Genomic DNA, 13,933 nt, shown 5'->3' with positions numbered 1-13,933 from the left:
TCCGGATGCGATGCGTGCGGGCTCTGAGGGTGGAGGTTTTTGGCGGCCCCGGCCCAGGGGTTGACCAGGGCCGCCACGGGTGTCCGCGAGAAGCGGAGCGCCCGGGTGGAACACCATGGGGCGACGTGAGGAGGGAGCGTCGTCCCTGGGTGTTCGGTCATATGGCCTGCGGAATTTCCTTCGGGAAGGGCTGAGACTGGCTCGCGGCTTCGGGGCACACCGGCGGTCACCAGGTGCAGTAAATATATATACCGTTGAGTAAGCAAGAGTATGAAAAATTTCATGCACGGGTTGTGATGCCGCGGCCGAACCGATGCGCGCCGGTCCGCGTCAGTCCTCGAGGAAGAAGTTGTGCTGTTCCGCGGCCTGCTCGTACCCCTCGAGCCGCACCTGCGTACGTCCCGGATCCGCGTCGGCCATGGCCTGCAGGACGGCTGCGGACAGCACCCCCGGCGCCGAATACGAGTCGAAGACGAGCCGGGATCCGGTGCCCGCGGTGAGCGCCACATCGGCTTCGTCCACCAGCGGCCCCAGTGTCAGGTCGGTGATCAGCGCGACGCGCAGCCCCGTCCTGCGGGCGGCCCGCATCGCCGCCAAGGTCTCATTGGCGTGCCTCGGCATCGCGAAGGCGAGCACCCATGTCCCGCCCGCCTCCCGCGACTGGAGCAGCGCGTCGTAGGCGACGCTGCCCCCGCGGGTCACCAGGCGCACATCGGGGTGGATCCGCCTCGCCGCGTAGGCGAAGTACTCCGCCAGGGACACCGAGATCCGCAGGCCCAGAATCGTCAGCGGCGTCGACCGGGCAAGTTCGCGGCCGACGTCGAGGATCTGGTTGGGGTCGGCGAGCAGACGCCGCAGGCTCTCCAGGTTCTCGATCTCGGCGTCGACAGCGGCCTGCAGCTCATTGCGGCGGATCTCTTCGCGCGTGTCCGGGTGACGGGCGACCGCGCTGAGCGCGATGGGCTGGAGCGCCTCGCGGAGCGCGGGGAAGCCGCTGAAACCCAAGGACGAGGCGAAGCGGGTCACCGACGGCTGGCTCACCCCCACGCGCTCCGCGAGCTCCGTGATCGACAGGAACGCCGCTTCGGTGAGGTGGTCGACCAGGTACTGGGCGATGCGCCGCTGGGCGGGGGACAGCCGGTGGCCGCCGAACAGTGCGAGGACCCTGTCCGTGGGGGCCGCCTCGGTGTCCGGAGACTGGTGTCCCGGCGTGATCGCAGCCGCCTGCGCTCGTGCCTGCTGCCCTGATGGCACCGATGTGCCTCCTTCTCGTCCCACGCGTGAAACATAGCTCACGAGTCGGCTACGGCTCCCGGGCTTCGGCCTTGTCGAGTGCGTCGTCCAGCGCCATCGCCGCCGTGATGAGCGACAGGTGGGTGAACGCCTGGGGGAAGTTGCCCAGTTGCTCTCCCGTCGGGCCGATCTCCTCGGCGAAGAGCCCCACATGGTTGGCGTAGGTGAGCATTTTCTCGAAGGCGTAGCGTGCCTCGTCGCCGCGGCCCGCACGGGCGAGCGCATGTACGTAGTGGAAGGTGCACAGGGTGAACGTGCCCTCGGAGCCCCGCAGTCCGTCGGGGGACGCGGACGGGTCGTAGCGGTAGACGAGGCTGTCGGAGACCAGCTCGCGGTCCATGGCGTCGAGAGTGGCGAGCCAGCGCGGGTCCTTCGGCGCGACGAACCCGACCAGGGGCATGAGCAGCAGTGAGGCGTCCAGGACGTCGGAGTCGTAGTGCTGGACGAATGCCCGGCGCTTCTCGCTCCAGCCGCGCTCCATCACCTGGAGGAAGATCGCGTCGCGGGTGGCGGTCCAGCGCTCCAGGTCGGCGGGGCGCGCGTACTCCCTGGCCAGACGGACGCCGCGGTCGAAGGCCACCCAGGACATCAGCCGGCTGTAGGTGAAGTCCTTGCGGCCGCCGCGGGTCTCCCAGATGCCCTCGTCGGGCTGGTCCCAGTTGTCGGCCAGCCAGTCCAGGACACGGGCGATCGCCTGCCAGCCCTCGAAGCCGCCGGTCTCCGCGATGCCGCCGGACTGCGTCAGGGCGAACGCCGCCTCGCCGTAGATGTCGAGCTGGAGCTGATCGGCCGCGCCGTTCCCGATACGTACCGGGAAGGATTTGAGGTAGCCCTCCAGGTGGTCGAGGACCTCCTCGCGGAGGTGCGGGTCCCCGTCCACCCGGTACATGATCTGCAGCGGCTCGCCGGAGCCGGCCGCGCCCGCGGCCAGCCGCCCGCCGAGCCAGAGGCGGAAGGCGTTCGCCTCCTCGGTGAAACCCAGGTCGATCAGCGCACCCAGAGACAGCGAGGCGTCCCGGATCCACGTGTAGCGGTAGTCCCAGTTTCGCTCGCCGCCGACCTGCTCGGGCAGTCCGGCGGTGGCGGCGGCGATCGGGGCGCCGGTGGGGGCGTAGGTGAGGAGCTTGAGCGTGATGGCCGAGCGGTTCACGGTCTGCCGCCAGCGGCCGCGGTACCGGGAGGTACGCAGCCACCTGTGCCAGAACTGTACGGTCGACCGCCAGGTGGCCTCCGCCACCGCGCGGCCGAGCGGCTCGGGTGGCTCCCCGCCGTTGGCGCAGGTGGTCAGCACGACCGCGGCGGTCTCTCCGGCCTGAAGCGTGACGGTGCTCTGGACATCGTTGCCGTTGTCGGTCCACAGCGGTGCGCTGCTCTGCAGGTGCAGGTCGATGCCGGGGCCGGTGAATACGGCACTGTCGCCCGACTCGGTCAGCTTGAGCGCGTGGGTGGCCCGGCCGTAGTCGAAGCGAGGGCTGCACTCCACGGTGAAGCGCACACTGCCGCGTACGACGCGCATTACCCGGAACATACGGTGCCGGTCCGTCGCGGTCTCTGGGGAGTCCAGCGGCATGAAGTCCACGACCTCGCCCACCCCCTCGGCGGTGAGGAAGCGGGTGACGAGGACCGCGGTGTCGGGGAGGTACAACTGGGTGACACGGGCGTCCGGGTGGTCGGCGGTGATCCTGAAGCTGCCGCCACGCTCGTTGTCGAGGAGGGCGGCGAAGATGCTGGGCGAGTCGAATCGCGGGGCGCAGAACCAGTCGATCGCTCCGTCGGATGCCACCAGGGCGACGGTCTGCAGGTCCCCGATCATGCCGTGGTCTGCGATGGGCGGGTAGTGGCGCATTGCGGTTCTCCCTCGTCAGGAGCCGGTGGCTCCGCCTGCGTCAGTACGCCCTGGACAGCACCATCCTGCGATGGCCGGGGTGACCCCGCACGTCAACGCGTCCGAGGGTGTCGGCGGTTTCTCGTGCGGGCGGTCTCCATGTAGTTAAAGTTTGAACTAATGGCGGAGGGTGAGGAGGTCGCATCATGGCCGATGCGGCCTGAGTCGCCGGGGGGAGTGACTTTTGAGGTCCGGTTCAATGCGCCTTGTGGCCCGCGAGCGGAGCCGTGGGTTCGCCACTGCCCTGGCGAACTCCACGCAGGAATTCCGCGATTGCCTCGAGCGACGTGTGTGACGGCGTCCAGCCCAGCTCGTCATGCGCACGAGAGGGGTCGAGGAGGGGCAGCCGCAGTACCGCGTCGAACAGGTGCGGTGACGCCGGGGCCACATGCAGCCCCCAGGCAGTGGCCAGCACGGCCCGTACCGCTTGCCGCGGTACGCGCACCACGCGTGCGTCGAGGAGTTCGCCCAACGACCCTGCGTCGACCACCGGTCCGGCGGCCAGATTGAACGCTCCGCGCACCTCGCGCAGCACAGCCAGGCGGTAGGCCTCCGCGGCGTCGTCGGTGTGCAGCGCCTGGAAGCGCAGGCCCTTCAAGTCCGGTACGTACGGCAGAAGTTCGGGTCGCAACAGCGGCCCGGGCAGGAAGCGGCCGGCGAAGATGCGGCGCTGTTCGCTCGCCGCGCTCTCCTTGAACAGGAAGCAGGGCCGCATCCGCACGACGCGGACCTCGGGATGGTCCCGCTCGTAGGTGTCCAGAACGCGTTCGAGGTAGGCCTTCTCGCGGCAGTACGCGGCGTCCGGCCAGCCATGGGTCGGCCACGACTCGTCGACGCCGCGGCCCTCCTTCGGCCCTGGTGAGTACGCGCCGACCGATGAGGCGTGGATCAGCGCGGGCACACCGGCGGACGCGACCGCGTTGAACACCTCGAGCGAGCCGAGGACGTTCGTCTCCCAGGTGACCACCGGGTCGTGGGTGGGCTGGAACCGCCAGGCGAGATGGATGACCGCGTCCGCCCCGGCGAAGTGCTGCCCGAGCAGATGTGTGTCCTCCAGCCGGGCCAGATCGACGGTGGCCCACTCGGTCTTCGGGACACTCAGCTCGGGGATCCTGCGGGCGAGGCCCAGGACGGAGCCGACCTGCGGATGATCCGCCAGGGCCCGCACCACGCTGGTGCCGACATTGCCGGTGGCCCCGGTGACCACCACCCGCAGTTCTGTGTTCGGGCTCATGGCTTACTCCGTGACCTTGATCCAGTGCTCGGAGCGTTCGGGTGTCCAGATCCGCAGGGATGAAACGGGGACCGGCACGTCGTCGTGGTGCGCAGCCCACGTGTAACGAGACGCCCCCGGGGAACCCGAAGTGCGCCGGAACCATCACCGTGACAGGAGGACGGCATGCGCGCGCTGACATGGCAGGGAAAGCGGGACGTGCGGGTGGACACCGTGCCCGACCCGCACATCAAGGATCCGGGAGACATCATCGTGCGGGTCACATCCACCGGCATCTGCGGATCGGACCTGCATCTGTACGAGGTGATGGGCCCGTATCTGGACCCCGGAGACATCCTCGGGCACGAACCCATGGGCATCGTCGAGGAGGCAGGTCCGGAGGTGACCTCCCTCGTCCCCGGCGACCGGGTCGTCATCCCCTTCAATATTTCGTGCGGGCACTGCTTCATGTGCGAGCAGGGCCTGCAGTCGCAGTGCGAGACCACGCAGGTCCGCGAGCGGGGCACGGGGGCCGCGCTGTTCGGCTACAGCAAGCTGTACGGCCAGGTGCCGGGCGGGCAGGCCGAGTACATGAGGGTCCCCTTCGGGAACAGCCTTCCGATCAAGGTGCCGGACGGGCCTCCCGACGAGCGTTTCGTATATCTGTCCGACGTGCTGCCCACCGCGTGGCAGGCGGTCGAGTACGCCGACATCCCGCCCGGCGGGTCGGTCACCGTACTGGGCCTCGGACCGATTGGTGAGATGGCCGCCCGTGTCGCTCTGCACCGCGGCGCCCGCCTGGTCCTGGGCGTCGACCTGGTGCCGACCCGGCTGGCCAGGGCCGCACACCATGGGATCACGGCGATGGACCTGCGCAGGTACGGAAAGGGTCTCGGCGACGCCATCCGCGATCTGACCGACGGGCGGGGGACCGACGCCGTGATCGACGCCGTCGGGATGGAGGCGCACGGCGCGCCCGTCGTGAAGGCCGCCCAGTGGATCACCGGCCTGCTGCCGGACGCCGTCGCCGAACGGGTCATGGAACACGCCGGTGTGGACCGCCTGAGCGCGCTCTGCACGGCGATCGACGTCGTACGGCGCGGCGGCACGATTTCGCTGTCCGGCGTGTACGGCGGCGCGGCCGACCCGCTGCCGCTGCTGACCCTGTTCGACAAGCAGATTCAGCTCCGGATGGGCCAGGCCAACGTCAAGCGCTGGGTGGACGACATCCTGCCGCTGCTCGACGACAAGGACGTGCTCGGCGTGGAGGGCTTCGCGACGCACAGGATGCCGCTCGAGGACGGACCGAAGGCGTACGAGATGTTCCAGGCGAAGCGGGACGGCATGATCAAGACACTGCTGAAGCCATAGGGCGCACGGAGAGCGAGGACGACATGCCGCGCGCGGCGCTGTTCGACGTCGACGGCACCCTCGTCGACACGAACCATCTGCATGTGACGACCTGGTGGGAGGCGTTCCGCCAGGCGGGGCACCGGGTATCGACCCACGCCATCCACCGGGCGATCGGCCTCGGCTCCGACGATCTGATCGCGCATCTGCTGGGCGACGGCAGGGACCGCGGCCAGGACGCGCAGATCAGCGCCACGCACAAGGCTCTCTACGGCACGTACGCCGAGCGCCTGGCACCGCTGGACGGGGCACGCGACCTGCTGCACACCTTGGCGAACCGCGGCTGGAGGATCGTCCTCGCCACCTCCGCGGGAGGGCGTGAACTGGCCGCTCTGCGCCGCGCTGTCGACGCGGACGATGTCATCGAGGGCACGGCGAGCGCGGACGACGTCTCCGAGGGCAAACCGGCGCCCGATCCGGTGCAGCACGCCCTGGAGCTTGCCGGAGCCTCTGCGGGTGAAGCGGTGTTCGTCGGCGACACGGTGTGGGACATGGAGGCGGCGGCGAAGGCGGGTGTCCGCGCCGTAGCCCTGCTGTCGGGAGGAATCGCGCGCGCCGACCTGGAGGGTGCCGGAGCGGCAGCCGTCTACCGTGACCCCGCAGATCTGCTCTCGCACCTCGACAGCAGCCTGCTCGCCCAGCTGGAGCGCACCTGACGCGCGCGCGGGCGGCGAGCCGGCCGGAGCACGTTTGCGTACGTCGTGACGGGTACCCGGTGTGCATGAACGAGACCAGGCCACTGGCCGTCGTCACAGGTGCATCGAGCGGCATCGGTTTCGAATTGGCCAAGCAATTCGCGGAGCACGGATTCGACCTCGTACTGACGGCGGAGGACGGCGAACTGCACCTCGCGGCGGACGAGGTCCGGGCGAGCGGAGCAGGCGTGGGAATCCAGACGGTCCAGGCCGATCTGGCCACCCAGGGCGGCGTGGAGCAGCTGTACCGGGTCGTCTCGGCCACGGGCCGGCCGGTCGCGGCCGCCGCGCTCAACGCCGGTGTCGGCCAGGGCGGGGCGTTCGTCGAGACGGACCTCGCGGACGAGCTCCGGATCATCGACCTCAACATCACCTCGACCGTGCAGCTGGCGAAGCGTCTGCTGCCGGACATGGTCGCCCGGGGCGAGGGCAGGCTGCTCTTCACCTCCTCCATCGCCTCGACCGTGCCCGGCTCCTACCAGGCTGTGTACAACGCCTCGAAGTCCTTCATCCAGTCGTTCGCGCAGGCCTTGCAGAACGAGCTCAAGGACACGGGTGTGACGATCACTTCACTCATGCCGGGGCCGACAGACACGGAGTTCTTCCACCGGGCAGGGATGGAGGACACAAAGGTCGGCCGACGGCCGAAGGACGATCCCGAGCTGGTGGCGCGGCAGGGTTTCGAGGCGCTCATGGCCGGGAGGAAGAAGCTCGTCGCGGGTTCTGCCAGGACCAAGGTCCAGGGGCTCGCCAGCAGGGTGCTCCCTGACAGCGTGAAGGCGGTTGCGCACCGGAGGACGGCGGAACCGGGTTCACGCACCTCGGACGCCGGCCGCTAGGAGGGACGCCATGCGATTCGACAATCGGCGGCACGCCGGCCAGGAGCTTGGCGTCAGGCTCCTGGAATGGGCGGCGGACGGCGACCTCACTGACGTGGTCGTGCTCGCTCTGCCTCGTGGCGGCGTGCCCGTCGCCGCGGAGGTCGCCCGGGCCCTGCACGTACCCATGGACGTCCTCGTGGTCCGCAAAATCGGTGCCCCGGGCGCACCGGAAGTCGGCATCGGGGCGATCGTCGGCGAGGATCCGCCCGTCTTCGACCGCCTGGCGCTGGAAGTCCTGGGGCTGGACGAGTCTGAGTTCGCGGCGGAGGTGGCCATGGAACGGCTCGAACTGCACCGTCGCGACGACCTCTACCGCGGCGGGCGGCCCGAACCTCAGGTGCAGGGCCGAAGCGTCATCCTGGTCGACGACGGCCTCGCCACCGGCATCACCGCGCGCGCCGCGCTGCGCCATCTGCGCCGCCAGAATCCCGGACGGCTGGTTCTGGCCGTACCGGTCTGCGCTGCGCGCAGCGTCGTGGAACTGCAGGCGGAGGCCGACGACCTCATGTGCCTGCACCAGCCGCACAACTTCCAGTCGGTGGGGCAGTGGTACGCGGACTTCGGCCAGGTCTCCGACCGAGAGGTGCTCGACACCCTGCGCGGCCTCTCCTCGACGGTCTGAGACCGCCGTCCGAGGAGGCCACGCAAACCCCGGGAGGACTCATGGCCGACATCGACACCCTTGAACTCGACGCGCTCTGGGCGGAGTTCCACCGTGTGGTCAACATGACCTCGCAGGAGCTGAGCGCCTGGCTGACGGAGTACGACGCGGACAAGAGCGCGCAGCCGCTGCCGGAACACGCAGGCAGCCCCACCGGGCTGCATGTGCTCGACATTCTGCACAAGCGCCGCGCCGACCTCACGAACGACGACATCAGCGTCATGTACGAGGTGGTGGATGCCGTCGGCGACCAGCGGGACGACGACCTGCGGGACGGCGATCCGAGCCTGCGCCACCGCCTGATGTCGATCGGGCACGACCCGCTCAAACCCCCCGCGTAGAAGGGGGGCGTCAGCTGATGTCGAAGAGCGGACCCGTGAGCGTGAGCCCGAGATCGTGGCCCACGTACGAGAAGAAGGCCAGCAGCATGAGCGCCGCACCGGCAAGCGACAGGTCCTTGAAGAAGCTGACCATCTCCACCGTCTTGGCCTGTTCGTCGGTCTCCTTCCAGAAGGAGTGCATCTGGAGCGCCGTCGGGACCAGGAAGACGACCAGCAGCAGCGCGCCCAGGTCCGCCCAGACCCCGAACGCCACCATCAGCCCGCCGGCCAGGAGAACGAGTCCGCTGGCCACGGTCGCGGGCACGGGGGCGGGGACGCCACGCGAGGCGGCGTAGCCGGCCATGACCCTCGTCTTGGTGAGGTGGCCCACCGCCGAGTTGAGGAACAGCACGCAGAAGAGAAGGCGACCGATGAGCACGAGGACATCCACTGTTACCTCCAGGCTCGCTCGCAGGAAATTTGAAGGGAAAACTTCCTGCATGTGATTTTACTCGGCCAATGGGCGAAATGTTTCATTCGGTAGACCTGAGACCGTCGGTGCGGGCGGGGCAATGAGATGCGCCGCACTGCCGCCGGGGAGCATGCTGGCTGTGTGAACTGGTACGGGGCGGCCGGGCACGCACCGCTGAGTGAGAGCGGGCCGTCGCCCGGGCAACCGAACACCACCGGCCGAGTTCCGGACGAACTGGCCATGGTGCTCGCACAGGCCGCCGTCAGCGGAATCGAATCGGTCGGCGGTTACGCAGGCGGCATCTATCTGCGCTCCCGGACGCAGGGGCTGCTCCGCCTCGCCGTGCTCGCCGGGTTGCCTGCCCGGCTCTTCCGCCCCTGGTGGCGTATGCATGTGAACAGGCCGTTCCCGGTGGCCGAGGCCCACCGATCGGGCCAGGCCGTCCATCTCGCCGACGCCGAGGAAGCCATGCGCCGCTTCCCGCAGCTGATGGCGGGCATGCCGTACCCCTTCGGCTCCCTGTACGAGCCGGTCTTCAGCGGCCGCGAGAAGTACGGGGTGCTCGCGGTGCTGCGCCGGGCCACCCCCGGAAACAAGGTCAGCCGGAGCGACCGCCGCCGGCTGAATGCCGCCGCAAGGCGCCTCGGCGGTGCCCTCGCGGAGCTGGGCGCTGACGGCACGCTCGTCGAGTGGGACGGTGAACCGGTCTGCGTCCAGCTGCCCGCGGCCACCACGCCGCCGGTGCGGATCGGTCACTTCGACTGGGACCTCGACAGCGGCTCCATATCCGCCGACGAGGAACTGTGCGCGATCCTCGGCAGCGACCCCGCGGCCTTCCCCGGCACCGTCGAGGCGCTTGCGGAGCGGCTGGCGCCGGAGGACGTGTACGGACTGTGGACGATCGCCCGCCAGGCGGTGGAGTCGGGCCGGCCGGTGGCGCGCAGGATGCGGCTACGAGGACCCGACGGCCGACCTCACCTGCTGGAGATCTCGGGCCGCGCGCTCCCGCCGGGCGAAGGCCACGGCAGTCACCTGACCGGCTTCCTCGTGGACCTCGGTATCGGGCCGATCGCCGCCGAAGCCACCGACCGGCTCCCGCGATGCATCTTCTCGCTCGACCGCCTCGGCCGGATCGTCCACATCAACCACAGCGCGGAGACCCTGCTCGGCCACGCCCGGTCCGAGCTGGCCGGGCGCGTCCTGTGGGAGGCACTGCCGTGGTTCGGGCACCCCAACTACGAGGACCACTTCCGGGCCGCACTGATCTCCCACGAACCCGTCCACTTCATGGCCCAGAGAGCGTCCAAGGAGTGGATGTCCGTCTGGCTCTACCCCGGCCACGACGGAGTGACCCTCACTGTCGCCCCTGAGGACCAACCCGCGTACTCGCCGGCGTCCGTCACTCTGCCGGGCATGGGGCTCGGCTCCTCCGCCGACAGCGCCTCCGCGCTGTACCGCCCGGTCGCCCTGGCCATCGCGCTGACCGAGGCCGTCACCGCCCGCCAGGTGTCCGCCGTGGTCACGGAGGAGCTGCTGCCCGCCTTCGGCGGCCGCCAGCTGGCGATCTACCTCCTGAACGAGCGACATCTCTACCTCGCCTGGGAGACCGGTTTCCCGCAGGGCTTCCTCGACCGATTCGACGGCGTCGGGCTCGACGCCCGGCTGCCCGGCGTGGAGACCCTCACCTCCGGCCGCCCCATGTTCTTCGAGTCCATGGAACGCCTGGCCGCCGCCTACCCCGGCATACCCATGGACGCCAACGTCGGCGCCAGGGCCTTCCTGCCGCTGATCGCCTCCGGACGTCCCGTCGGCTCCTGCATCCTCGGCTTCGACCAGCCGCGCGGATTCAGCCCCGAAGAGCGCACAGTCCTCACCGCGCTGGCCGGACTCATCGCACAGGCCCTCCAGCGAGCCCAGCGCTACGACACCGAGGCCGCCCTCGCCCGCGGCCTGCAGGCCGCCCTGCTGCCGCACCGGCTACCCGTACTCGAACACGTCGACACCGTCGGGCGGTACCTCCCCGGCACCCAGGGCATGGAGGTCGGAGGCGACTGGTACGACGTCATCGAGACCGGCCGGGGTGTCGCCCTGGTCATCGGCGACGTGCAGGGACACGGCGTCTCCGCCGCCGCCACCATGGGCCAACTGCGCAGCGCCGTACGCGCCTTCGCGCTCAACGTGCACGATCCGCAGCAGGTGATGGCCGGCACCAACCGGCTGCTCATCGACCTCGATCCCGGCCAGTTCGCCAGCTGCTGCTACATCGTCCTCGACCCGGCGACGGGCGCGACGCAGGCCGTGCGGGCCGGGCACCCTCAGCCCCTGCTGCGACACGTCGACGGTCGCACCGAGGTCCTGGACCTTCCCGGCGGCGTCGTGCTCGGCGTCGACGTCGACGCGTCGTACCCCGTCACCGAACTGCAGCTCGCGCGGGGCGAGGTCCTGGCGCTGTTCACCGACGGGCTGGTGGAGCAGCCGGGAAGCGACATCGACCTCGGCATCGACCAACTGCGCAGCACACTCGCCGAAGCCCGCTCGTCCCCTCTCGCCGAGACGGCCGACCGCCTCATCCGAGAGGCTCGGCACGCCACCGACCGGCCCGACGACATCGCACTGCTGCTCGCCGCCCGCTGGACCGGGGCCTCGTCGGCGCACGGGGCCGGGGCCGGAGCGAGGCGAGCGCCATGAGCACGCTGAACGCGGCCGAGAATCGCGGCTTCCGCGGCCCCCTCGACGTCACGAGAGCGGCCACGGCCGTACTGGACGCCCACGGCACCGTCGTCGGCTGGAGCCCCACGGCCCAGGAGCTGCTCGGCTATCCGTCGCACGAAGTGCTCGGGCACCCGATCGGCGCCCTGGTGGTGCACCCCGCGGGCGGGCCTCGCACGGCCGCGGACCTTCCGGGCGTCCCGTTCTCCCGCCGACAGGTGCTGCCCATGCGGCACCGGGACGGCCGTACCCTCCGCGTGGCCACCGCGGTGCTTCCGCTGTCCCACGCGGGAGCCGGGCCCGCCCGGGTGCTGAGCCTGGCCGACGCGGACGAGACGGAACAGTGGGAGGCCCTGCAGGCGATGCTCCGGGGCCTGGCCACGCAGTCACCGGTCGGCCTGGCCATCTACGACACGCAGTTGCGGGTGGTGTGGACGAACGTCGCCCTGCTCCATGAGATGGGCACCTCGCAGTACGCGGGCATGGGCCCGGACGACATGGTGACCCATGGCGAGGTCCTCTCTTCGCGGTATCCGGCGACGCTGGAGGAGGTCATGCGGCGGGTGCTCGTCACCGGCGAGCCCGTCATCGAACTCCACTACCGAGGCCGCCCGCCCGTGGACCCGGAGCACGACCATGTCTGGTCGTGCTCCTACTACCGGCTGCAGGACGCCGGGTCCTCCTCGCTGGGCGTGTGCGAGGAGACGGTGGACATCACCGCCCGCTATCTCGCGCAGCAGCGACTGGACCTTCTGGTCCGAGCGGGCGGACAGGTGGGCACCACCCTGGACATGGTCCGCACGGCGCAGGAGCTCTCCGCTGTCATCGTTCCGCAGTTCGCCGACGCGGTCACGGTCGACCTCCTTGAGGAAGTCCTGGGCGGCGAGCAGCCCACGCCGGGCAGCGAGCCGACGAGCAGCGTGGTCCGGGTGTGGGGAGCGCCGGGACAGGAAGCGGGCCCGAACGAAGCCCGGCCCGCCCAGCGGATCGACTTCCCGCCGGACTCGCCCCAGGCCCGCAGCCTCTCCTCGGGGCGGTCCGTACTGGAACGCCGGCTGGTCACGCCCGGCAGTGACGGGCGAGCGCCCGGGAGCTCGCGGCTGGTCGTGCCGCTGCGTGCCGAGGGCGCCACGCTGGGAGTGGTCACCTTTGCGCGGGACAGCCACCCCGACCCGTTCGACACCGGTGAGCTGGCGGTCGCCGACGAGCTGGTCGCCCGGGCCGCCGTATGCATCGACAACGCCCGCCGCTACACCCGTGAGCACGCCGCCGCCCTCATGCTTCAGCGCAGTCTGCTTCCGCAGACTCTGCCGCGGCTCACCGCCGTCGAGATGGCGTACCGCTATCTGCCCGCTGACAGCAGGGCCGGAGTCGGCGGCGACTGGTTCGATGTCATCCCCCTGTCGGGCGCGCGGGTCGGTCTGGTCGTGGGCGATGTGGTCGGCCACGGTCTGCGCGCCGCAGCCACCATGGGCCGGCTGCGCACGAGCGTACGTGTGCTCGCCCGGCTCGACCTCGCGCCGGAGGAGCTCCTCGCGCGCCTGGACGACCTGATCGGCCAGACCGCCGACGAGCAGGACGCCGCCCTCACCGAGAGCGACAGCGGGACGGGCCATGACGGGCTTGGGGTGACGTGCCTGTACGCCGTGTACGACCCGGTGTCCGGACTCTGCAGAATGGCGCGCGCCGGCCATATCCTCCCTGGAGTCGTCGACCCGGCAACCGGCTCGGTCAACTTCCCCGACCTGCCTGCGGGCCCGCCCCTCGGCCTCGGAGGCCTGCCCTTCGAGAGCGCGGAACTGATACTGCCGGAAGGCAGCCTTCTCGCCATGTTCACCGACGGCCTCGTCCGGGCCCGCGGCCGGGACGTCGACGCCGAATTCGACAGGCTCCGCGCCGTCCTCACCGAGCACCGGCGCCCGCTGGAGGACCTGTGCGACCACGCGGTGGGGCCGTTGCGGCCCGGTTCCGTGGACGACGACGCAGCGCTGCTGCTCGTACGCACGCGCACGCTGGACCGCCACCAGGTGGCCGCGTGGGAGCTGGCGGCCGATCCGGAGGAGGTCGGCAGGGCCAGGGCCGCGGTCGCCGAGCAAGTCGGCGAATGGGGCCTTGACGACCTGGTCTTCACCACCGAGCTGGTGGTGAGCGAGCTCGTCACCAACGCCATGCGGTACGCATCCGGCCCGATTCAGCTGCGGCTCATCCGCGAGCAGACGCTGATCTGCGAGGTCTCCGACACCGGACACACCTCACCGCATCTGCGCCACGCCGGCAGCGACGACGAAGGCGGCCGGGGTCTCTTCCTCATCGCGCAGATGACCTTGCGGTGGGGCACGCGGCACACATCCGCGGGCAAGACGATCTGGGCCGAGCAGGCGCTGCCGTCGTGAA

Annotated in this window: 11 protein-coding genes; 7 read left to right on the top strand and 4 right to left on the bottom strand. The window is 70.2% G+C overall.

The window, feature by feature from the left end; translation table 11 throughout:
• Window positions 1-330: 330 nt before the first annotated feature.
• From ACH492_RS12470 to ACH492_RS12460, 3 genes are all read right to left on the bottom strand, one after another.
• Window positions 331-1,254: a MurR/RpiR family transcriptional regulator gene (locus ACH492_RS12470; protein ID WP_398985535.1), complete on the bottom strand. Its 924-nt coding sequence runs from the start codon at window positions 1,252-1,254 to the stop codon at window positions 331-333.
• 49 nt (window positions 1,255-1,303) lie between these two features.
• On the bottom strand, window positions 1,304-3,139 hold the full coding sequence (locus tag ACH492_RS12465; RefSeq protein ID WP_398985532.1) for a glycoside hydrolase family 15 protein: 1,836 nt from the start codon (window positions 3,137-3,139) through the stop codon (window positions 1,304-1,306).
• Between the two features lie 235 nt (window positions 3,140-3,374).
• Window positions 3,375-4,412: an SDR family oxidoreductase gene (locus tag ACH492_RS12460; protein WP_398985530.1), complete on the bottom strand. Its 1,038-nt coding sequence runs from the start codon at window positions 4,410-4,412 to the stop codon at window positions 3,375-3,377.
• Window positions 4,413-4,577: 165 nt separating this feature from the next.
• Between ACH492_RS12460 and ACH492_RS12455 the strand changes: the two genes are divergently transcribed.
• From ACH492_RS12455 to ACH492_RS12435, 5 genes are all read left to right on the top strand, one after another.
• A complete protein-coding gene (locus ACH492_RS12455; protein WP_398985528.1) occupies window positions 4,578-5,762 on the top strand; it encodes a zinc-dependent alcohol dehydrogenase in 1,185 nt (394 codons plus the stop codon).
• 23 nt (window positions 5,763-5,785) lie between these two features.
• Window positions 5,786-6,457, top strand: coding sequence for an HAD family hydrolase (locus ACH492_RS12450; protein WP_398985526.1), 672 nt, complete (start codon window positions 5,786-5,788; stop codon window positions 6,455-6,457).
• 65 nt (window positions 6,458-6,522) lie between these two features.
• Window positions 6,523-7,335 carry an SDR family NAD(P)-dependent oxidoreductase gene (locus ACH492_RS12445; RefSeq protein WP_398985524.1) on the top strand — a complete coding sequence of 271 codons (813 nt, stop codon included), beginning with the start codon at window positions 6,523-6,525 and terminating at the stop codon, window positions 7,333-7,335.
• Window positions 7,336-7,345: 10 nt separating this feature from the next.
• Complete coding sequence (locus ACH492_RS12440) at window positions 7,346-7,999, top strand: phosphoribosyltransferase (RefSeq protein WP_398985522.1); 654 nt, start codon at window positions 7,346-7,348, stop codon at window positions 7,997-7,999.
• 41 nt (window positions 8,000-8,040) lie between these two features.
• Entirely contained in the window at window positions 8,041-8,379 is a 339-nt protein-coding gene (locus ACH492_RS12435; RefSeq protein ID WP_398985520.1) for a DUF3140 domain-containing protein, read from the top strand.
• A gap of 10 nt (window positions 8,380-8,389) precedes the next feature.
• Here ACH492_RS12435 and ACH492_RS12430 read toward each other — a convergent pair whose 3' ends face one another.
• Window positions 8,390-8,809 carry a DoxX family protein gene (locus ACH492_RS12430; protein WP_398985519.1) on the bottom strand — a complete coding sequence of 140 codons (420 nt, stop codon included), beginning with the start codon at window positions 8,807-8,809 and terminating at the stop codon, window positions 8,390-8,392.
• A gap of 126 nt (window positions 8,810-8,935) precedes the next feature.
• Between ACH492_RS12430 and ACH492_RS12425 the strand changes: the two genes are divergently transcribed.
• Together ACH492_RS12425 and ACH492_RS12420 are read left to right on the top strand one after the other, a co-directional pair.
• Window positions 8,936-11,518 carry a SpoIIE family protein phosphatase gene (locus ACH492_RS12425; RefSeq protein ID WP_398985517.1) on the top strand — a complete coding sequence of 861 codons (2,583 nt, stop codon included), beginning with the start codon at window positions 8,936-8,938 and terminating at the stop codon, window positions 11,516-11,518.
• Window positions 11,515-13,932, top strand: a complete 2,418-nt coding sequence (locus ACH492_RS12420; protein ID WP_398985515.1) for a SpoIIE family protein phosphatase — start codon at window positions 11,515-11,517, stop codon at window positions 13,930-13,932. Before ACH492_RS12425 ends, ACH492_RS12420 begins: the two co-directional genes overlap by 4 nt.
• Window position 13,933: the final 1 nt, after the last annotated feature.

The organism is Streptomyces sp. NPDC019443, from assembly GCF_044389785.1.
Taxonomy (GTDB): Bacteria; Actinomycetota; Actinomycetes; order Streptomycetales; family Streptomycetaceae; genus Streptomyces.
This window is presented reverse-complemented; position numbering and strand designations above follow the sequence as displayed.